27 protein-coding genes are annotated in these 19,198 nt (G+C 71.8%); 3 read left to right on the forward strand and 24 right to left on the reverse strand.

From position 1 onward, the window contains the following. Positions 1–16 precede the first annotated feature (16 nt). On the reverse strand, positions 17–1,054 hold the full coding sequence (locus ACFU7Y_RS08985) for a DUF932 domain-containing protein (protein WP_380767054.1): 1,038 nt from the start codon (positions 1,052–1,054) through the stop codon (positions 17–19). Positions 1,055–1,482: 428 nt separating this feature from the next. Between ACFU7Y_RS08985 and ACFU7Y_RS08990 the strand changes: the two genes are divergently transcribed. Both ACFU7Y_RS08990 and ACFU7Y_RS08995 read left to right on the forward strand, forming a co-directional pair. Beyond that, complete coding sequence (locus ACFU7Y_RS08990) at positions 1,483–1,848, forward strand: PadR family transcriptional regulator (protein ID WP_224273373.1); 366 nt, start codon at positions 1,483–1,485, stop codon at positions 1,846–1,848. Next, positions 1,845–2,876 carry a hypothetical protein gene (locus ACFU7Y_RS08995; RefSeq protein ID WP_224273371.1) on the forward strand — a complete coding sequence of 344 codons (1,032 nt, stop codon included), beginning with the start codon at positions 1,845–1,847 and terminating at the stop codon, positions 2,874–2,876. Before ACFU7Y_RS08990 ends, ACFU7Y_RS08995 begins: the two co-directional genes overlap by 4 nt. A gap of 91 nt (positions 2,877–2,967) precedes the next feature. On the opposite strand, the gene ACFU7Y_RS09000 is transcribed toward ACFU7Y_RS08995, so the two are convergent. From ACFU7Y_RS09000 to ACFU7Y_RS09060, 13 genes are all read right to left on the reverse strand, one after another. After that, on the reverse strand, positions 2,968–3,327 hold the full coding sequence (locus ACFU7Y_RS09000; RefSeq protein WP_224273369.1) for a hypothetical protein: 360 nt from the start codon (positions 3,325–3,327) through the stop codon (positions 2,968–2,970). Between the two features lie 124 nt (positions 3,328–3,451). Next, positions 3,452–3,784: a single-stranded DNA-binding protein gene (locus ACFU7Y_RS09005; protein ID WP_224273367.1), complete on the reverse strand. Its 333-nt coding sequence runs from the start codon at positions 3,782–3,784 to the stop codon at positions 3,452–3,454. Then, a complete protein-coding gene (locus tag ACFU7Y_RS09010; protein ID WP_224273350.1) occupies positions 3,781–4,332 on the reverse strand; it encodes a hypothetical protein in 552 nt (183 codons plus the stop codon). Before ACFU7Y_RS09010 ends, ACFU7Y_RS09005 begins: the two co-directional genes overlap by 4 nt. Positions 4,333–4,346: 14 nt before the next feature. Then, positions 4,347–4,931: a hypothetical protein gene (locus tag ACFU7Y_RS09015; RefSeq protein WP_224273348.1), complete on the reverse strand. Its 585-nt coding sequence runs from the start codon at positions 4,929–4,931 to the stop codon at positions 4,347–4,349. Between the two features lie 82 nt (positions 4,932–5,013). Next, positions 5,014–5,298, reverse strand: a complete 285-nt coding sequence (locus ACFU7Y_RS09020) for a hypothetical protein (RefSeq protein WP_380767057.1) — start codon at positions 5,296–5,298, stop codon at positions 5,014–5,016. Between the two features lie 99 nt (positions 5,299–5,397). Continuing rightward, positions 5,398–5,841 carry a hypothetical protein gene (locus tag ACFU7Y_RS09025; RefSeq protein ID WP_380767059.1) on the reverse strand — a complete coding sequence of 148 codons (444 nt, stop codon included), beginning with the start codon at positions 5,839–5,841 and terminating at the stop codon, positions 5,398–5,400. Next, positions 5,838–6,194 carry an HU family DNA-binding protein gene (locus ACFU7Y_RS09030; protein WP_224273342.1) on the reverse strand — a complete coding sequence of 119 codons (357 nt, stop codon included), beginning with the start codon at positions 6,192–6,194 and terminating at the stop codon, positions 5,838–5,840. Before ACFU7Y_RS09030 ends, ACFU7Y_RS09025 begins: the two co-directional genes overlap by 4 nt. 86 nt (positions 6,195–6,280) lie before the next feature. Then, entirely contained in the window at positions 6,281–6,505 is a 225-nt protein-coding gene (locus tag ACFU7Y_RS09035; RefSeq protein ID WP_380767061.1) for a hypothetical protein, read from the reverse strand. Between the two features lie 61 nt (positions 6,506–6,566). Continuing rightward, complete coding sequence (locus ACFU7Y_RS09040; protein WP_380767063.1) at positions 6,567–7,175, reverse strand: hypothetical protein; 609 nt, start codon at positions 7,173–7,175, stop codon at positions 6,567–6,569. A 152-nt stretch (positions 7,176–7,327) separates the two neighbouring features. Further along, positions 7,328–8,293, reverse strand: coding sequence for a LysM peptidoglycan-binding domain-containing protein (locus tag ACFU7Y_RS09045; protein ID WP_380767065.1), 966 nt, complete (start codon positions 8,291–8,293; stop codon positions 7,328–7,330). 112 nt (positions 8,294–8,405) lie between these two features. Further along, positions 8,406–8,948: a hypothetical protein gene (locus tag ACFU7Y_RS09050; protein WP_380767067.1), complete on the reverse strand. Its 543-nt coding sequence runs from the start codon at positions 8,946–8,948 to the stop codon at positions 8,406–8,408. Positions 8,949–9,135: 187 nt separating this feature from the next. Further along, on the reverse strand, positions 9,136–10,227 hold the full coding sequence (locus ACFU7Y_RS09055) for a hypothetical protein (protein WP_380767069.1): 1,092 nt from the start codon (positions 10,225–10,227) through the stop codon (positions 9,136–9,138). Between the two features lie 180 nt (positions 10,228–10,407). After that, entirely contained in the window at positions 10,408–11,037 is a 630-nt protein-coding gene (locus tag ACFU7Y_RS09060; protein ID WP_224273331.1) for a helix-turn-helix domain-containing protein, read from the reverse strand. Positions 11,038–11,676: 639 nt separating this feature from the next. Here ACFU7Y_RS09060 and ACFU7Y_RS09065 point away from each other — a divergent pair. Then, the gene (locus tag ACFU7Y_RS09065; protein WP_224273329.1) at positions 11,677–11,868 is read left to right on the forward strand and encodes a hypothetical protein; all 192 of its coding nucleotides are present in this window, start codon (positions 11,677–11,679) and stop codon (positions 11,866–11,868) included. A 206-nt stretch (positions 11,869–12,074) separates the two neighbouring features. Here the strand turns inward: ACFU7Y_RS09065 and ACFU7Y_RS09070 are convergent, their stop codons facing one another. From ACFU7Y_RS09070 to ACFU7Y_RS09115, 10 genes are all read right to left on the reverse strand, one after another. Beyond that, positions 12,075–12,545: a hypothetical protein gene (locus tag ACFU7Y_RS09070; protein WP_224273327.1), complete on the reverse strand. Its 471-nt coding sequence runs from the start codon at positions 12,543–12,545 to the stop codon at positions 12,075–12,077. Between the two features lie 99 nt (positions 12,546–12,644). Beyond that, the gene (folE, locus tag ACFU7Y_RS09075; RefSeq protein WP_380767072.1) at positions 12,645–13,238 is read right to left on the reverse strand and encodes a GTP cyclohydrolase I; all 594 of its coding nucleotides are present in this window, start codon (positions 13,236–13,238) and stop codon (positions 12,645–12,647) included. Further along, complete coding sequence (locus ACFU7Y_RS09080) at positions 13,235–13,969, reverse strand: 7-carboxy-7-deazaguanine synthase QueE (RefSeq protein WP_224273323.1); 735 nt, start codon at positions 13,967–13,969, stop codon at positions 13,235–13,237. The genes folE and ACFU7Y_RS09080 overlap by 4 nt, the downstream gene beginning before the upstream one ends. Further along, positions 13,966–14,442: a 6-pyruvoyl tetrahydropterin synthase family protein gene (locus ACFU7Y_RS09085; protein ID WP_380767074.1), complete on the reverse strand. Its 477-nt coding sequence runs from the start codon at positions 14,440–14,442 to the stop codon at positions 13,966–13,968. The genes ACFU7Y_RS09080 and ACFU7Y_RS09085 overlap by 4 nt, the downstream gene beginning before the upstream one ends. Continuing rightward, positions 14,439–14,798 (reverse strand): hypothetical protein, encoded by a 360-nt coding sequence (locus tag ACFU7Y_RS09090; RefSeq protein ID WP_224273304.1) that lies wholly within the window; start codon positions 14,796–14,798, stop codon positions 14,439–14,441. Before ACFU7Y_RS09090 ends, ACFU7Y_RS09085 begins: the two co-directional genes overlap by 4 nt. Next, positions 14,795–15,733 (reverse strand): hypothetical protein, encoded by a 939-nt coding sequence (locus ACFU7Y_RS09095; RefSeq protein WP_380767076.1) that lies wholly within the window; start codon positions 15,731–15,733, stop codon positions 14,795–14,797. Before ACFU7Y_RS09095 ends, ACFU7Y_RS09090 begins: the two co-directional genes overlap by 4 nt. Further along, a complete protein-coding gene (locus ACFU7Y_RS09100) occupies positions 15,720–16,628 on the reverse strand; it encodes a hypothetical protein (protein WP_380767078.1) in 909 nt (302 codons plus the stop codon). The genes ACFU7Y_RS09095 and ACFU7Y_RS09100 overlap by 14 nt, the downstream gene beginning before the upstream one ends. After that, a complete protein-coding gene (locus tag ACFU7Y_RS09105) occupies positions 16,625–17,470 on the reverse strand; it encodes a hypothetical protein (RefSeq protein WP_380767080.1) in 846 nt (281 codons plus the stop codon). The genes ACFU7Y_RS09100 and ACFU7Y_RS09105 overlap by 4 nt, the downstream gene beginning before the upstream one ends. 69 nt (positions 17,471–17,539) lie before the next feature. After that, entirely contained in the window at positions 17,540–17,770 is a 231-nt protein-coding gene (locus ACFU7Y_RS09110) for a hypothetical protein (RefSeq protein ID WP_224273296.1), read from the reverse strand. A gap of 144 nt (positions 17,771–17,914) precedes the next feature. After that, the gene (locus ACFU7Y_RS09115; RefSeq protein ID WP_380767082.1) at positions 17,915–19,186 is read right to left on the reverse strand and encodes a hypothetical protein; all 1,272 of its coding nucleotides are present in this window, start codon (positions 19,184–19,186) and stop codon (positions 17,915–17,917) included. Positions 19,187–19,198: the final 12 nt, after the last annotated feature.

Consider the following 19,198-nt stretch of genomic DNA (forward strand, 5'->3'; position numbering starts at 1 on the left):
GCCCCCGGCCGCCGGGTCACGCCGCGAGGAGCAGGGCCTTCGCCGTGTCCTTGAGCGGGCTCTTCTGGTCGTGCAGCAGGGTGGTCATCGCCAGGTTGGCGCGGTGCTCCTGCTCGGTCAGGGAATCGGGGGTCTTGACGGTTCGGAAGTAGTCCTCGAACTCCACGACGGCCTGGAGGGCGGCCCAGCGGGTGCCCCGGATGTTGTCCTGGGTGTGGGCCTCGGCGAACAGATGGTGCAGCCGGTCCCGGCGCTCATCGTGGGCGGCGACGATGTGCTTGCGCGCATCCTTGCTCGGGCCCCCCCAGAGCCGGGTGATCAGCTTGTCGAACTCCTGGTTGGTCATCGCCTGCTGGTACAGGGCGGTGGCCTCGGCCTCCAGGGCTGCGGCGTAGTGCTCGGTGAAGCCGAGGGTGCGCCGGGCCTCCTCCAGCCGGTCAAGGGCGTCGATGGTGTGGCGGACCTTCCAGACGCGCTGGGCCTCGTTGACGGCCATGTCGAGGGTGTTGGTGCACACCGCCCGCACCGGGGTCTCGACGGCGACGGCGGCGGAGCGACCGTCGTGGCTGTTGGCGAAGAGCGTGTAGAGGTCGATGCGGTCGGCCGCGCCCTCGGGGTCGAGGGTGATGCTCGGGGACTTGACGGACATGAAGACGACCCGGCCGCCGTCGAGCGCACCGGCGGTCTCGTAGGTGACGTGGCCGCCGCCCACCAACTCGTCCAGGAAGGTGAAGGCGTCGCGGTTCTGGATCGGGGTCCAGGTGTTGCCGACGAGGCCGCCGACCCAGTCACCGGTGTCGGTACGGACGGTGGCGAAGCGGTTGGGGATCTTCTTGCCGAGCTTGCCCTTGTTCATCGGCAGGATCGGCAGCTTCTCGACCTCCCAGTCCAGCTTGGCGAGGTGCAGCACCTCCTTGCTGGTCTTGGCCTCCTCGGTGACGGTGCCGAGGCCGTGCCAGGCGGGCTGGCGGTGGGAGTAGAAGGCTGCCTCGCCGGTGGTGTTGTCGATGGCGCCGAGGTCGGCCCGGCCGGTGATGACGTCGCTGTCGCGCATGGGGTTTCTCCTGTGAGGTCTGCCCGGATTCGCGGTCCGGGCCGGCAACGAAGCTGACTTCCGTCTGCTTTCTTGACCTCAGTCTATTCTTGGGCGGGCGCCCTTGGGCACACCCTTCGAAGCAGGAAATTGGAGTGCACCCCCACCCAGCCGAGCGGGCACGGCACTATGGCGCCACGGCCGCCGGGCCTCGCCTCCACCACTCGGCACGCCCGCAGCGCACCCCGAGAGCCTGAGCGGAAACGAATTGCCGGGACCCTAGGCGCGACGGCCCGGCGCCCGGCGGGAGCCCACGGTAGCGGTCGCCCGCACGAGCGATGCGGGCGTCCGACAGCCGCCGCTGACGCCAGAGACAGGGCCGATGCTCATACTCTTGACGCCCGACTATTCTGAAACTCATACTAGTCGTGATCTTGGGAGGTTGATGCATGGGCGACACCCAGCCCGCATGGCTCCGCGCCGTCCTGCCGCTGTGCCTTCTGGCCACGCTGGAGCGCGGAGAGAGTTACGGATACGCGCTGTCCCAGCAGCTCGAAGAGTCGGGACTCGGCACCGTCAAGGGAGCCGTGCTGTACCCGGCGCTGACACGGCTCGCCGATGACGGCGCGGTCGAGGTCCGGTGGGCCCCCGGAGAGGGCGGGCCCGGCCGGAAGTACTACCGGCTGACCGACACGGGGCGGGAGCGGCTGGCGCGGGAGCGCCGGGCGTGGCAGGAGTTCCGCACGGCAGTCGACACGACGGCGACGATCCCGGCAGCGGCCCCTGCCACACCCCACGAACAGGAGAACCCATGACGAAGACCACGGCCGGGACCCGGACGGGCAACAGCGGCCGCACTGCCTGGACCGACAAGCTGGAACGAGAGCTCACCCTCGTCCACCGCGTGCCGCGCGACCTCGTGAACCGTGTGCTGGGGGAGGTTGCCGAGGCGGTGACCGAGACGGGGGAGTCGGCGGAGGAACTCTTCGGCCCCGCCAAGGAGTACGCCACCGCGGTGGCCACCGAGCGGGTCGACCCCAGGCACCGCAGCACACGCGACCTCGAAGGAAGAGCACCATTCACGCATTTCCAGCAGGGCATGGTGGCAGGAAGCATCGCCATCCTGATCATGGCCGCGGTATGGACCTTCGGCTACAAGGGGCACTCCGGCGCCTTGGTTCTCCTCGCGTCCTTTTCCGCCACCGTGTTCGTGGCCGCCACCTTCGCGGTCCTCCCCGCCCTGCGCGCGGCCGGACGGACTCGAACGGCCTGGCTCTTTGGCAGCGGTGCCGGCGTCATCGCCGCGGCCAGCATCGGTTCGGCGTTACTCCCCGCAGTCCGGGAAGCGCACTCCTTCCCGTTCCCGCCTTCCGCGGCATTCGGGTTCGCGCTGCTCCTCGCGACCCTGGGGCTGGCCATACCCGAGCGGATCGTGAGCCGGTGGTTCTCCCCGAGCGAGGGCCGACGGCTCGACGACGAACAATGGCTGCGCCGACTGGGCGAGTTGCTGTACGGGCGGCACGGCTTTCCCAGGCACACAGCCCAGCAGCACGTGACCGAAGCACGGGAGCACCTGGCAGCCACCGGGCGCGCCGCACAGCAGGAACTCGGCCAGGTGGAGATCTACGCCATGAACCTGACCGACGGCCCAGTGCGCGAACGCAACCGGATCCGCCGCCGGTTCCTGGGCGCCCTTTCCTTTACGGCCGTCATGGCCGTGCTGCTCACCGTCAAACTGACGGACTCGGACAGCGGCGGTGCGCCGCCCTGGGTCCCCGCAGCGGCGCTCGTCTACAACGGCGCCCTGGCTGCCACCTGTCTCCGGAAGATGAGGGCCCGGTGAACGCCGGCACCAGCGTCGGGCCGGCCAATCCCCACCCTCGATCGGTCGGCCGGGACCTTCTCGCCGAGCTTCGCGAGCAGTTGGTCGGCGACTAGCTGCCCGCGCGGCGGTTGCGCGGTTCCAGTCCGGCTTGCTTGGCGTACCGGGTGACGAGGGCGGCGGCCAGCCCGGAGGCGTCGGAGATGCGGTAGACCGGGACGGACCGATCGGGGTAGACGTCCAGGACTCTCTTAAGGCGCATCTCGCGCATCTTGGTCGCGGTGTCGTCGATCACCGCGAGCGGGTCACGCAACTGCTCAAGGAGGTCCATCGGCTCCAGGCCGGCTTCCTCGACGGCCGCCAGCGCGGCCTGGAGTTCCTGGGCGGCGGCGGCAAGTCGCTCGCCGGGGCTCACCGCGGTTCGGCGCATCTTGCTGCGCTTCGGCGTCGCGGCCGGCTCCTTGCCGCTCATCGGTACTCTCCTTCGTGCTGCGGTCCGGCCGGGCCGGGGGTCGTCTATGTCTACCAGGGGCTGCGGGGGCTGGCGAACAGCGTGGCGTGCCCGCGCTCTGCGGGGCAGGGCGCGGGCACGGGTTCTACAGCAGGGTGCCGATCGCCTCGACGGTCACTTCGACCAGCAGCCGGGGGCTTTCGCCGGGCGGCTGGTGCACGCGTTGGGTGAGGCGCCCGATCACGATGACCCGGTCGTTCGCCCGCAACGTCTCGGCGATCCTGTGCGCGAGGTCCCGCAGGGCGACGCAGCGCACGGTCAGCTGTCTGTCCTGCGGGTCGCGCGGCTGGCCTGGCTCGGCGAGCCGCGGGCGCTGTAGCAGGGTGAACTTCACCCGTGGGGGCGCGCCGGGCGCCTCGTAGAGCTCCGGGTCCTGCAACAGGCTGCCGATCAGGGTGGTGTGGTTCGGGAGGTTCACCAGCCACCGCCCCGGTGTGCGGTGTCCAGCTCGCGGGGATCGGTGGCGGCGGCGGCGTCCAGGCAGCGGGCGATGCGCTGGAAGTGGCGGGCCGTCTCCATGGGGTGGGCGTCGCGACGCGGCCACCGGGGCAGGTCCCGTATGGCCAGGGCGAGGCGGTGGGCTTCCTGACGCAGGCTGCCGACCCAGTCAGGCACGGCAGTGGGCAGCGCGCCGAGGCGGTGGCACATGCGCCCGAGGACCAGGTGGTCGGTGTCCCCGCGCCATGACCACAGTTCGGGGCTGGGGGTGTCCTTGAGGAACCACCCGAGCTCGCAGGCGAGCCGGTCGCGGTTGCGCACGTCCGGGTCGCGGCGGTCGAGGTGGCCGTCGTACCACGGCAGGTGGGCGAGGCCGGGTCCGACCGTCTGGGTGGGGTCGAGGCTGGCGTGCCCGATCGAGGCGTTGATGGCGTAGTAGGAGGCGCCGTCCTCGCGCAGGAGGGCGATGCTCACCGGGGTGACGGCCTGGCCGTCGTCCTGGTAGGTGGTGGCGGTGAAGACGCGCATGGGGTCCTCTCAGTTCAGTGGCTTGCGGCCGGGTGGCCGGCGCGCGGCGCAGCGGGCAGGGCAAGTTCGATCTGCTGCATGTGCCGTTCCAGGCCGTCGGCGCAGCGCTCGTAGGCGTCGGTGATGGCGTGGTTGCGGTCGGCGGCGAGGTCGTCCAGGCAGGCGCGGATGCGCCAGGTGAGGACGTCGTGCGGGGAGCTGTAGCGGGAGCGCTTGGCGGTGCGTTCGTCTCGGCGCACGCGCGCGGACAGGATGATCCAGCGGCCGGTGAAGGCGTAGTAGTGGACCCACACGGTCCAGTAGCTGATGCCGGACTCGGCGTAGGCGAAGCGGACTTCACCGACGCCGGGCACCCATGTCCAGTCACCGTCCCGGGCGGGGCGGTGGAGCGGGTCGCCGTCGGGGGCGAGGATCGTGATGCTGTCCGGGTGGACGTGCCGGAGGCCGCTGCCGTCAGGGGCGAGGAGGGCGATGCAGTCCTCGACGCCGCCGAAGGGCGCCTCGATGTGGCCGGCGCAGCCCTCGTTGGTGGTGACGGTGAAGATGCGGCCGTGCAGTTCGGTCTTGCTGCCGTGGTAGATGGCCCTGGTCGGCTCCACGGTGTGCTCCTGCTCTGGTGACGGGGTGGGCGGTCGGCGCGGGCCCGGCGGCAGGGTGGTCGCTGCCGCCGGGCCCTTCGGGTTAGCCGTGCTGCGGGGCGAAGGGGTCGAGCAGCTGCCCGTTCTCGTCCGTCGGCGGGGTCCAGTCCATGAGGTCGGCCGGGTGCACGTGGCTCAGCACCAGTTCGTCACCGTCGAGCAGGTCGTACAGGTGCTGCTGCACGCCGGTCTCGTCGGTGTACGTGTCGCAGGTGCTCGTACCGCGCCGGGTGGTGAGCATCCGGTGGTGCAGGGACTCCACCCGCCCGAGGTACTCCACGGTCGTGCCGTCCGCCAGGGGCGGGTGGGTTCCGTTGCTGAAGGCCATCGTCGGTCTCTCCTAGGTCGGGCCGGGGGTTCGCGGTCCCCGGCTGGCGGTACCAGCCTCCCGCACAAACAGACCTAGGTCAATAAAGAAGACCTATGTTCATTCAGCTGGGGTTGCGTGCTCCTCGGCTGCGGCCAGATGCGGCCCCAGGGCCCGGTCCACCAGGCCGTGAACCGTGCGCAGCGCCTCGTTCCAGCCCCTCGCCCACTCGTCACCGCCACCCTGCTGCCCGAGTTCGGCAACGGAGGCGAGCGCGCCGAGCATGGCCGACACCGGCAGCAGGACGACGCGGGTCGCGCCGCCGTGCCCGTGGATCGGCTCGATGTCCCGGGCGTGGTCCCAGGCGACGGTGGAACCCCGCTCACCACGCCAGCGGGTGACCCCGGTGGAGCCGGCGGCGGCCGAGAAGATCGCGCCTTCCGCCACCACGCCCGTGCCGGAGACGCCGGTCACGTCGACGTCGCGGCGCAGCACGTACGGAGTGGGGGGCTCGGGCTCGAACTGGGCGACGAAGTCCGCGAGTCGGGCCGCGAGGCGGTTCACGCCGCGCCTCCCCTCGAGGTGTGGGTGCCCTTGGGGTCCTTGCGGGTCACGCTGCCCTCCTGCGGCATCTCGCGGCGGCCGTCGGCGAAGTCGCGGAAGCGCTCGTGGGCGCGGAAGCGCGGGACTCGACTCGCCGGCACGACGACCCTGCCTCCGGTCTGGGGGTTGCGGGCGCTCCGGCTCGCGACCTCGACGGCCTGGAAGGTGCCGAAGCCGGTGACGGACACACGCTCGCCGTCGACGACGGCGCGCACGATGGCGTCGAGGACGGCCTCGACGGCGCGGGCGGCAGGCTGCCGGCCTCCGAGCGCGGGGGCGACGCGGTCGATGAGGACGCGCTTGTTGACGGTCATGGGTCTGGCTCCTGAGTTCGGTGTTGGACCCCGGGCCGGGGACGGTGCGTGGTCACGTCGCCCGGCCCGGGGGGTCTACGGGGTTCCTACGCGGATCGGGGCGCGGGCACCGGGGTCGGGCCCGGGGAGGGCTGCGGCGAGCCCGTGGCGGGCTTGGCCGGGGCGGGGCAGGTGGGGTCGGCGGGCTGGGAGGTGGTGACGGCCGGGGCCGGGGCGGGGCCGTCGGCGTTGCGGGCCACGGCGGCGCCGCTGATGCTTCCGAGCACCAGTCCGGCGAGGAGGGAGCCGACGAGCAGGGCGGTGCCGCGCATGGGCGGTGTCCTTTCGGGCGGGGGCCGACCGGCCCTGCCGGGGGCGGGGCCGGTCGGGGGGTCAGCGACTGGGGGTCGGGCGTCCGGGGGTGACCGGCGCGCTGGTCGGGGTCGGGGTCGGGTTCGGTCCGGGGGTCGGGCTGACCTCACCGGTCGGGGACGGGGACGGGTTCGGGACGCAGGCGCTCGGGCCGCCGGTCGGGGACGGGGCTCCGACCGACGGAGCGGTCTGCACGTGGGTGACCGTGACGGTCACGGTCGGGACGGGGGCCGGGGTGCTCTGCTCGCCGGGCTGCGACGGCAGGGCCGGGGCCGGGCTCAGCTCGGAGGCCACCGGGACGGGCAGCGCGGCCGGGGCGGTCCCCAGGGCCGGGGTCAGGGTCGGCAGCGCGGGGGCCGGGGTCGGCAGCGCGGGGGCGGTCGGGGCCTCGGTGCCCAGCTGCACCGGGGACGCCGTCAGGCTCGGTACGGCCGGGGTCTGGGCGGGCTGGGCACCGGGGACCGGGGTGGCCGCCGGGCGGCTCATCACCAGCGTGCCGGTGATGAACCCGGCCCCGGCCAGGCCGACAGCCGCCAGGGTCCGCAGGTCCAGGCGCAGGGTCACCGCCCGGCGGGGGCGGCGGGCTCCGTCCTCGGCAGGGGCCTCGGCGGGGGTGGTCTCGTTCGTCATCGGGCTATCTCCTTCGTCGGGCCGGGGGTTCGCGGTCCCCGGCTGGCAGGACCAGCCTCGCATAAAACAGACCTGAGTCAAATAAGAAGACCTCAGTAAATTTAAGTTCGGGGCGGGCACTCAATGCGCCCGCCCCGCAACCGAGTTGACCCCTACCGACCCCGCAGCCCGTGAGCCGCCTGGAAGGCGTACAGCCACGTCAACGGCCCGGTCAGCCCATCCGCCGGCCCGAGGTCGCCCACGTAGTACTCCTGGAGCGCCTGCACCTTGCGCAGGTCCAGCTGTTCCATGTCCTCGCTCGGCCCGACCCGGTAGGGCGGACCCCAGTCGCCCGCCTGGAGCCAGGTCTGCAACTGCTTCGCGTAGGGGCTGTGCGCGCCCAGTACGAAGTGCTCGCGTCCCGGGAACGGCGGGGCCGGGATCTGGAGCTGCTGGCCGACCTGTATCAGGTCCGGGTTGGCGATGCCGTTGAGCGCCGCCACCTGCGCCACACCGGTCTCGAACCGCCCGGCGATCGCGCTGAGGGTGTCGCCGGACTGCACGGTGTAGACGCCGGCGCCGTCGCCCGACGACTGAGGGTCGGGCGTCCCGTCGCCACCACCGCCGCCGGGCCGGGGGGTGCCGCGCTGCACCCAGTCGTACAGCTCGTCGCCGGGGCACGACGTCGCGTAGCCGTCCCTGTGGCCGCGGACCTCGCCGCCGGCGCCGCCCTGCGCCTGGCAGTACTCGATCGCGTCGACCAGGCCGTCGAGCATCGCGTCGGTCGGCGAGGTGATGCCCTCGGTACCGACCATCGCGCACACCGCGTAGTGGCCGGAGTTGAGCGCGGAGTTGCCGTTCGCGCCGTTCTTCCGGTTCAGGCCTCGCCCCTCGAACACGTATCCGTGGGGGCACACCACGAACGAGTAGGCGATGTCGAGCCAGCCCTCGCTCCGGTTGTTGAGGTGGGAGCGCTGGATGTCGCGCATGTGGCCGGCGCACCGGCCGTGGTCGCCCCGCAGGCCACCGGGGACCGCCGAGCCCTCGTAGTGGATCTTGACACCGCGGGTGGAGCTGATGCGGGTATAGGAGCCGGTGGGCGCCGCTGCGCCCCACTCGGAGCGGGAGACGAGCTTCATCGGCTCGCCTCCCGCCCTCGGTCGGCCCGATTGATGGTCGGCACGGTTTCCTCCCGGTCGGGTGGTTGGTGTGCCGGGACGCTAGGCCGGACCGGTCGTTAAGGTCGCGCCGTCAGACGGCGGCCGTTTCAGTCAACACACCGTCCTGGTAGACGAATCGACGCTCGCGTATCCGGTCACGCACTACAAACAGCGGGACCAGGCCGCCGCCCTCGGCGGGCGCGGCGCCGACGAGGTAGCCGGACGCGATGACCAGCACCCATTCCTCGGGCTTCTCCTCGGTGAACCCGACCGGTATGGAGGCGTCGTCCGCGACGCGCCGCGCGCTGGCGCGGCGGGCGTGCGGCCGAGCGATGTGCGGGCACAACGTGAGCGCCGCCTGCGCGCAGGCCTCGTGCATCGGCGGGTCCGAGTAGTGGCCCGCCTCCGCCGACATCGGGCCGCCGAGGAACGCGGCTGGCCCCGCCAGCGGCTCGTCGCACAGCGAACACTGCTTCGCGAGGGCCAGCCGCAGGGCAGCCGTGCCGTTGAGGGTCACGAAGTCGACAACGCCACCGTCGTGCATGCTGACGACGGGAATCGGCAGGCCTCGCTTCTCGTCACGCGGCCGGGCCGCCAGAGCGGGCGGCAGGTCGGACAGGTCAAGGTCGATCATCTCGTCCTCCGGGGAGGCCCCGTTCGCGGCGGGGCTCGGCAACATGGAGTCCACCAGCGCCAGCCCCAGCCGGCCCGGGGCCTCTCGGGCGCCCGGGCCCGGTGCCTTCCCGGCGAAGTAGGGTGCGGGGCCCGGCGTTGGCGGACCCCTCCACCCTCCCCGCCCCGCCCGGAGGCGGACAACAGCCTTACCTCACAGGCCGGATGATGCCTTCGGGGGCCTGCCCGTCCTCATCGAGCAGGTCCTCCGACACCCAGTACGGCTCTATCAACCGCGAGTCGGAGAGCTTCTTCCCCGGCCCGTACCAGACGGTCTTGAGGTGTCCGCTCCGAAGGTGGGTGTACTGCCTCCAGCCTCCTGCTGCGCCGCTGCCGCCGGTGCTCCGGGCGGCGCTGCGCCGCGCTTCCTGGGCGCGCACTCGAGCGGCCTTCAGGCGTGGGCCGAGCCGCCAGCCGAGGCGCAGGAAGGTGTCCGGCTTGTTCCATCGCCACTGCTTGCCGGGTTTGGCGGCCTTGCCTCGCGGCGCCGGCGGGGCGGCGATGTCCGCCTTCGAGGAACACAGGTAGACAGCGACTTGCAGGGCCCTCGTCACGATCGCGCGTTGGGCGTCGGTCGGCTCCTCCCGACCGCTCTTACGGGCGATCCTCAGCGCGAGGTCCTCGACGGTGAACTCGTCGCCCATTCTGGCCGGGATCGACAGGTGACAGAACTCCAGCACCGGTGTCGTCCCGCCGGGCGGAGGCGGCAGCGGGGTGCCGTCCTCGGCGATCGGCTCGCAGATCACGACGACGGCGATCTCGTCCATCCGGTGGTCGCTGGTCAGGCACAGCAGCTTGTCCGGGGTGCGCCGCCCGCTGAAGAGCATCACCAGCAGCCGCCCCTTGCCGCCGTCCCCCGCGACGAGCTCGACCGTAGGCGGCTCGGCGAACGCGACCATCAGGTTGGGATGGCGGGCCAGGTTGCGGAACAGTTGCCCCGGCAGCTTGCCGGTCCGGTACGTCGCCAGCTCCGAGGCCATGTCGGGGTGCATCGCGGCGACGTTCTTTCCCTTCGCCCACAGCCGCCACAGCGCGGCCAGGGTGGTCATCTGCCGCACCTCGGACACACTCAGCACCCCAGGCGGGAGGTAGCTGACCAGGGCCCCTCCGTTGATCGCGTGGTCCGGAAGGTCGCCGAGGCCAACGCTCTGAAGCACGCGGTTGGCGGACGTCAGCTCGGCGACGACCCGCTCCGCCACCATGGCCGTGGCCCGGCCCAGTTCAACGTCTTTGTTCGCCATGCGGACTCTCCCCTGTCCCCCTTTGGGCCCCTTTGACCCGGCTGCGCCCACACTCGCCAGGGGACGGCAATCAGGACAACAGCCTTATATGACAAGGGAGTTGGGATGAATGTCCTACCCGGACACCCGAGCCGATCGCACCCGGAACAGGCCCGCCCCGGGGGCCGAGAGGCCCTCGCCTCAGCCCTCCGGGCCGTCCACCAGCTCCGCGTCGACCACCGCGGCGTCCTCCTCCAGCTCCGCCGCGAAGTCCTGCCGGATCTTGGCCAGCCGGACCGCCAACCGCTCGACACCGGGCCCCTGGTCCACCGCGGCCGCCGACAGCTCGCCTCCGCCCGCCGGCGCGACCTCGATCCGGGCCTGCGCCGCCCGGCCGAACGTCTCCGGCGCCAGGCACGCGAGGAGGAACTGCGCCGCGCGCCAGTCCGGCTGGGCGAAGTCCCGCTCGACCTGCACGACCCGCTCGCCGGTCTCCGGGTCGCGCACCGTCCGGGTGCGCTCCCGCACCACGTGACCCCCGCTCGCCGCCTTCCGCACGAGCAGCACCAGCTGCGCCTTGCCCTCGCTGCGCGCGCGCGTGAACCTGTCGCGGAACTCGCAGAACACCTGCTCCCCGGACCGGGCCCGCAGCCCGGCCTCCCGCCGTTGTTGCTCTTGTTCCCCGCGTTCCAGCCACCGGTACACGGTGCTCGGGTGGATGCCGGCCATCGGCGCCGCATCGCTGACCGGAACGCCCGCGCGCACGGCATCCAAGAGCCGCTTCTCCACCTCCGGATCGAGGGCGGGACGGCGACCGCGGCGGCTACTCACCGGTCGAACGTATGACGAACCCCAGGTCAACGGCTTCTCGACACATCCGGGAGAGCCTCTCACCCAAAGCAGAAACCAGACATGCCGACAGTTGGCAATTGCATTCCGCCAAGCCTTTCCGCCCGACTCCCCGCACAAAACAAAGAGCCGCCGCAGCCACTTCCCGAGGGAGGTTGATATAAATTACTTGAAAGCAAGTTCGGGGATTGTCGAATCCAATCACGCGAAATCGCCCACTACGCAAATGTCCAGCCATCTAGACAATCCTTTCGCCAGTGGCATTCCGGCAGAATCGGCATAAAGTCATTTCACTGACCGCCCCTCGACTCCATAGGCCGTTCACCTGTCATAACGGGCCCGAGCAACCCTTGCGGGCGCGGGTTACAAGAAGTGTCGGCCGCACCGACAGCTGTGCCAGCCGAGCGCCGCCTCGCGCAACCCTGGACGGCTATCAGCACATTGCGCCGAGAAGCCCGGAGGGGTCCTCAACTGGAACGATTCGTGAAGAGACTTTCGCGATTTGGCGAGACGTCAGCCAAGTCCCTAGTATCGGGGCGCGGTGCGGGCCACCCTGTGACGAGGGTGACCCGCGCGCTCCGCAATGCTGCCCTCATTTAGCAGAAAGGGAACACGTCCATCATGGCACAGTTCAAAGGATCTGCGTCGCCGTCACCCGGCGACCTGCCGGTGACCTGGCGGGACCTCGCGGTCTGCGGCCACGGCGCCCTGACCACCGCGAGCCTGCACAACCAGGTCGGCTGGCCGACGACCACCTCGGCCCTCATCGGACTCACCGGCCCGGTCCTGTGGTCGCTGCTCCGCCGCCGGTAGCCACCCGGGCCCCGCGCGGGCTGGCACGGACAGCAGCCGGCAGACCCCTTACCTACTCACGTGAGTAGCTCTTCAAGGGCGCTGGCCGCCTACCAGACCAGCAGGCAGCCAGCGCCTCACGCGAGGCGCTGAGAAGCAGGCCTCAACGCCGAGCTGGGCACCTAGTAACGTTACTAGGTGCCCAGTTGGCCTGTCGGGCCTTCGAGCTACTCCCAGCCGAGGTTGTAGGTGATCTCGTCGTACGCCGTGCCGGTCGCGCCGCTGAGGACGGCGGACAGGACGACCGCCCGGATCGTGAGCCCGGAGGCCTCGTTGATGAGGTCGCCGAACTGGGGGGTGCCGATCGTGGTCTGTCGGGGGCCGTCGTCAACCTCCCAGACCGTCACCACAAGCGCGTCCGCAGGCAGGTCCGCGAGCCGGTAGTACAGGCGCGACACCGTCATGGCCTGCCCGTCGTCGATACCGACCTGGGGCAGGGCGACCACCGGCACGCGGCGGCCGGACTCGTCGCGCACCGACGCCTTCACCGGCCACCCCAGCGGGACACGGACCGGGCCGCCCTGCCCCGGACAGTCGGCGGCCACCAGCAGGTCGTCGGGCATCACCCCCAGAAACCCGCGAAGGTCGCCGACCCGCAGCGCGGTGGCGGGAAGGTCAGCAGGAACCCTGAGCAGCATCGTCGTCTCCTTGGTGTGGGCGGCCGGGATTCGCGGTCCCGGCCTGGCCCTGCCATCCTCCCGCGCGAACGGGCTCTTGGGCACAACTCCCGTTCCCTGTCAGGCTGGTGGCGGCGCAAGCGCGAGCACTTCGGCACGCCGCGCCGGGGCGGCGTGGAGGGCCCCGGTCAGGTGGCTGGTGACCATCGCGGCCCCGTGCGCGCGGGCACCGCGGGCCGTCATGCAGGCGTGCTGGGAGCGGATCAGGCACGCCGCGCCCTGGATGTCGAGGTGCGCGCCGAGGGCATCTACGACCTGCTGGCCGAGCCGTTCCTGGACCTGCGGGCGGGCCGCGAACTCCTGGACGAGGCGGGCGAGCTTGGACAGGCCGACGATGCGGGCTCCGGGGGCCGGCAGGTAGGCGACGGTGGCCCGGCCCGTGAACGGCAGCATGTGGTGCTCGCAGAGCGCGGTGAAGGGCACGTCGACGGCGGCGATCAGCCCTGCCCGTTCTCCTTCCGGGGGGAAGGTGACGGCAAGGTGCCGGGCCGGGTCCAGGCACACGCCGGCGGTCAGCTCTGCGAGGGCCTTGGCCATGCGGCGAGGGGTGGCCGCGGTGGACTCGGTGTCGCACGGGATGCCGAGGGCGGCGAGCAGACCGGCGGCGTGCTCGGCCGCGCGGACCAGGTCGGCGGTGTTGGCGGGGGTGGTCATCGGTTGCGTTCTCCAGGCCACAGCAGCACGTGCTGCCGCATCGTCAGGTTCCAGTTGCGCGCGATCACGTCGTCGGCCAGGGCCCGGGCGACCTCGATGGTGCGCTCGGCGGTGGTCCCTTCGGGCATCACCCAGGTCGCGTGCGGAGGAAGGTGGAAGCGCTCGACCAGGTCGGCGATCTCCTCGAGGTCATCCGGGCCGGCGGCGACGAACTTGAAGCGGGCGCGGCCGCGGTGGGCGAGGCCGGCGAAGACCTCCAGGGCGTCCGGCTTGATCCGCCGCTCCTCCGGCATGCCGGAGTTCGCCAGCTTGGCGCTGACGTTGAAGGTCAGCCGCGGCACGCCGAGGCTGACGTGCTGCGGCGCGAGGGTGCCGTTGGTCTCGATCTCGACGCGGCGGGTGGTGTAGCGCAGCACGGCCATCAGCGAGCGCCAGGCATCGGTGCGCTGGTGCAGCAGCGGCTCGCCACCGGTGATGACGACGATCGCGTGCGGGTGCTCGGCTGCCCACTCGGCGAGTTCGACGACCGGGACGCGGCCGATCTCCTTGCGCAGGTTGTACCGCTGGCCGTCCCAGGTGTAGGGGGTGTCGCACCAGTCGCAGCTGAGGTTGCAGCCGCCCAGGCGCAGGAACAGGGCCCGCTGGCCGGCGGTCGGCCCTTCTCCCTGGATGGTGGGCCCGAAGATCTCGGCGACGGGCAGGCCGGCGTCGGGGACGACGAGGGCGCTCACGGGGCCGCCGTCCAGGAGGCGGCGTTGACGGCGGTCTCGGACACGCCGACGTGGGAGACGTACGCGCCCGCGGCGCGGGGCAGGGTGTGCAGGGCCTCCGTGGCAACGCGGCCGAGCAGTTCAGCGACGGCCTCCACGCTCGGCCAGCCGAGACCGGCGGCGTGCTGCTCCTGCTCGGTCGGATCCTCGGCACCGAAGCGGAACAGCTTGCTGCCCTGCTCGGCGAGGACCGGGGCGAGCGGGTCGCTGGCCCCGAGCATGGTGCCGTGGTCGAGAAAGGTGTCGATCCACTCCCGCAGAGCCCGCTTGAACGCGCCGAACTCCACGACGGTGCCGGCCGCCAGCACTGGAGCGGACACGGTGACCTCGACCACCCAGGAGTGCCCGTGCAGGTTCTCGCACTTCCCGGCGAGGTGCGGCAGCCGGTGCGCTGTCTCGAAGTTGTGGCGGACGGTGACACTGTGGCGGCTCACTGCTGCTCCCCCGTCTCGGCCAGGTGCACGACCGCGCCGGCCTCGCCGTCCTCGGACACCGCGCTCATCGTCACCCGCAGGCCAACGCTGCTCAGGTGCTCGGCGAGAGTGCGGGCCAGGGTTTCGCACGAGGCCGCCCCGCACTCGCGGGCGCCCGGGCCCCACCAGCCGCGGATCAGGTCGCCGAGGTCGTGGAACTCGGTGTCGCGTTCGTCGTGCGCGACGGCGACACCGACCGTGATGTGGAACAGGTGCCGGTGCCGGGCCCGCAGGTAGGAGCGGTGCTCGGGCGCGCCGGGCCAGTGGTGGAATCCGGGCAGCTGGACCTTGGTCCAGACGCTGACAGTTGACTTCACGAGGTTCGTGCCTCCGGTTCGGTGAGGGGCGGGTAGGACGGCTGGCCGAGCAGCTCGTCGCGGGTGGTGCGGGCGAGGCGCCACACGCTGGTGGTGGCATCGACGGTCTGCGCGCACATCAGGCAGCAGGCGGTACGGCCGCGGGTGGGGTGGGCCGGCTGGTCGAGGTCGTACGCGAAGCCGCGGTCGATCACACCGACCTTGCGCAGCAGCGCGGAGTCGATCCGTACGTCGGGCCAGCGCAGCGGGCCGAGCCAGGTGGAGGAGTCGCAGGAGTCCGGCGGGACGGCCAGGCACCATTCGTTGACCGTCAGGCCGAGGACGTGCACCCACAGGTCGGGGTACTGGCGGTGGCGTTCCCACAGGGTGTGCAGCAGGCGCAGCCGCACCGGCGCGGGCGCCTGGACGACGTTGCCGAAGCAGATCCGGTCGTACTGCTGGGCGAGCTCATCGAAGTAGTCCCAGCCGTCCACCAGCGGGTGGTAGACGGGGATCGGCGCGAGGCCTTCGCCCTCGAGGCGGGCGCGGGTGCGGATCTTGTTGTCCCGGCCGCCCTGGTCGAGCTCGATGTAGCCCCACAACCGGTCGCCGTGGCGCTGCACCAGTTCGACGTACCGGGCGTACAGGTCATCGAAGCCGTCGATGTCTTCGGGGGCGAGGCGCAGGGCCTCGTCCATGGAGATGCCGGGGTGGGCCCGCTTGTACTGGTTGGTCAGCCAGAAGATCCCCGAGTCCAGCAGGACGCGGTGCCCGGCGTCCAGCAGGGCGACGAGCCTGCGTTCGTGCCCGGCGGTCAGCAGGTCGTTGGTGGCCAGCAGCACGTGGTGCGGGTAGTGCTCGGAGTCGCCGGCGGCAAAGTACAGGTGCCGGTCGGCCGGGTCGAACGCGCCACCGCCGGTGCGCTTCACCGCGGCGGACTGGTTACTCGGGCTCATCGCTGCGCTCCTTCCAGCGCGGTGCCGCCGGGGCGCCGGTCAGCTCCTGGACGCGGTGGGCGGCGTGCCTCCAGCAGGTGCCCAGCGCCGTCGCGGCGTCCGCACACAACCGGGCGGCGGCCTGGTAGGAGGCGCTGTCGCCGGGGGCGTAGCGGAAGCCGGCGGGCAGGTTGCCGACGCGGCGCAGCATCGAGGTCTCGATTCGCTGGTGGTTCCAGCGCAGCGGGGCCAGCCAGGAGGAGGAGTCGCAGGAGTCCGGGGCCAGCGGCAGGCACCACTCGTTGGCGGTCAGGCCGAGCGCGTGAATCCACAGGTGCGGGTACTTCTGGCGGCGCTCCCAGATCGTGTGCAGCAGCCGCAGGCGCACCGGGGCCGACGCCTGGACGATGTTGCCCACGCAGATCCGGTCGTACCGCTCGGCCAGCTCATCGAAGTAGTCCCAGCCGTCCACCAGAGGGTGGTACACGGGGATCGGCGCGAGGCCGAGGTCGTGCAGGGCCGCCCGCTGCGCCCGCTTGTGCAGCAGGCCGCCCTGGTCCAGCTCGATGTAGCCCCACAGCCAGTCGCCGTACGTGCGGGCCAGGTAAACGTACCGCTCGCGCAGTTCCTCGAACCCGTCGATGCTCTCCGGCGGCAGCGCGAGCGCTTCATCCATGGAGACGCCGTGGGCCCGGCTGTGCCGGTTGGTGAGCCAGAAGATGCCGCTGTCCAGCAGCACCCGGCAGCCGGCGTCCAGCAGGTCGCGCAGCCGCTGCTCCTCGGCGTCGCCCATCAGCTCGTTGACGGCCGTCAGCACGTGCGGGCCCGCGTTGAACTCGCCTCCGCCCGCCGTGAAGTAGATGGGCCGCTCCGACTGGTCGAAGGTGCCCCCGGCGGTCGGCAGGATGGTCGTCACGACTCGTCCCGGAGCGTGGGCGCCTCGCCGCTGATCCGCGCCCACTTGTCCAGGAGGTGACCGGCCAGGTAGCGCTCGGGCTGCACCATCACCAGGCGCCGGCCGACGGCGCGGTCCGCGAAGGGGGCGAGCGGAGTGGGGTAGGGCAGGAAGAGGCTGCCCTCGATGAGCAGCGGGGTCCACGTGGGCCAGCCGTCGAAGACCTCGGCGACGACGAGGCGGTGGTCGCCGAGCTCCCACACCTGCCCGGTCTCGACCTGGTGCTCGGGCTCCCCGACAGTGACGCCGGCCAGGGCCAGGAGGTCGCCGCGGTTGATCTGCTCGGGCTCGTCGGCGCCGTCGTCGTCCGTGTCATTCGCGTCGTCGGCCGGGCCACCCGGGGTGACCTCGGCGAGCATGGCGTCGATCTGGGCATGGTCGAAACCGGTGGCAGCGAACAGCGCCGGGTCGACCTGCTCCAGGTCGGACAGCATCGCGGCCAGGCCCTCGCCGTCCCAGCCGCCGACGGTGGTCAGGTGGTTGGAGGCGATCAGGTAGGCCTCGGCGTGGGCGTCGTCGCGGGATGCCCAACCGCGCACAACCGGTACGGTCCATGTGCCGTCGTCGGTGACGACCACGCCGTCCGGGGCTGCCTTGCCCGCGTCGCGGCGGCGGACGAGGGTCTCGTAGCGGCCGTGGCCGGCCACCAGCCGGTCGGTGCGCTCGTCCAGCAGGCCGGGCTCGGTGAAGTCGAACTGTTCGACGGAGCGGTCCAGCCCGTCGTCGTCGTGCCCTTTCGGGTTTCGGGCGGCGGGCTGGATCGCGTCCAGCGGCATGTAGTCGATGTAGCGGGGGGCTGCCATGAGCGGGGAACCTAGGCCGCCGCCGGGGCTTAGGTCGCGCCGAGCAACTTCCGGTCCTGAGGTGGGGGTTCAGTTCCCGGCAGGGCCGGAGAGACGTCGGCGCGGGTAGCGGGAGTGGATCGGGCCGATCAGGCTGAACGGGTCGCCGAACTCGGCGACGAGCTGTTCGTAGATCGGCGCGCCGCCGTCCCCGGCGGGCCGCGCCGGTACGAGGGGCGCGGCGGGCTGGGGAGCGGGCGGCCTCTCGGTGAACCAGGGCGAGCGAGGCGCGTGGGGCGCGGGGTCGTACGGGCTGGTCACGGTGTTCCTCTCAACGTGCCTGCGATAGGCGGACGTTAGTTCGACCGACGGACAGTGGGGCCGCTGCGCTGGCCTCATCGGCCCGGCCGGGCGCGCGCGGGAGCGCCTAACCGGGGAGATCGATGCGCGCAGCGTTTGGCGTCCTTACTGGCTTCCACGCGGCGGCGCTCCCCGCTTGGCCGCGCGTACCCGGCGGACCTGGGTACTGCCGGATGTGCGGGTCCGCTTGGTGGGGTAGTCGAGTTCGTGGAGTGCCGGGCGCTCGCTGGGCGGGAGGTCCCAGAACGCCTCCAGCTGCCGCACCCGCGCAGCGATGTCCGGCTCAGGGGCCTTGAGACGCCCGGCGGTGCGCACGTACTCGAACTCGCCGTAGGTGTCGGGAGCCACGCCGTCGAGCAGCGCTCGGGCAACGTTCTGCGCCTTCTCGGCGGCGGACTTCGCGGCGCGGTGCCTGTCGTACTCGCCGAGGGCCCATTCGATGTCGGACCTGTCGGTCACCAGGGTGTACGACTCCGGGGAGCGTCCGGCGGCCTGGGCCTCGACCATGCCCCAGCAGTGGGTGCGGGCCGGGCAAAAGCGTTTGCAGATCACGTCGGTGCTCGGCCCGGACCGGTCCCGGGGCAGCGCGGTGCCCAGGTCGAGGGCCGTGGCGATCGCGGTCAACCGGCCGAGCGCCCGCCGGGCGGCCTGCTCATCGAACGGGCGGGTGAACTCCTCGTCGCTGCCGCTCTTGCGCTCGAAGTAGATGATCCGCACCTCGGTCACCGCCTCGCCTGCGAGGTGCAGGGCGAGGGCGTAGAGCTGCGTCTGGTCCCACTCGGTCTCGGGCGGCCCGTCGTCGCCGACCAGCGCCCACTTCCAGTCTCCGGCCGTCTTGTAGTCGTACAGGACGCCGGTGACCGGGTCGTACTCGTCGTAGCGGCTCGGCCGGTCCAGGCCCGGCAGGGTGACGGACTGCTCGTACAGCCGCCACGGGTAGAGGGCGCGCCGGCGGCGGGACACCGAGTCGTGGATCAGGGTTCCGGCTCGGGCTGCGCGCCGGTCCACAGGAGCCGGGACGTAGCCGGGTGGCGGGTTCTCCCGGTACCAGATCGCGCGGCGGCAGGAACTGGTGTCGGAGGCGCCGATCGACCACTGGCCGGGCTTCTTGGGGCGGCGGGAGCGCCGTCGGCGGCCACCTCGCTCGGATGCCGCGAGGTCGTCGCCGAGCCGGGCGTGGGCTGCCGCCTGGGCGCGTTCGAGGAGCACGTCGGCGGGGTCGCGGCGGTAGCGGGCGCAACTGGTAGCGGGGTGGCCGCCGGAGCGCTTCTGTCCCCGGTGCGCGTGACGGGGCGCGCCGCAGCGGCACGGGAGAGGACTGGGCCCGATGAGACGGGCGCGGGCGAGCTTGTGGGCTTTCTCGATGAGGGGCTGCATGGGGTGTCCGTG

The sequence above is a fragment of the Kitasatospora sp. NPDC057542 genome, from assembly GCF_042801945.1.
Taxonomy (GTDB): domain Bacteria; phylum Actinomycetota; class Actinomycetes; order Streptomycetales; family Streptomycetaceae; genus Kitasatospora.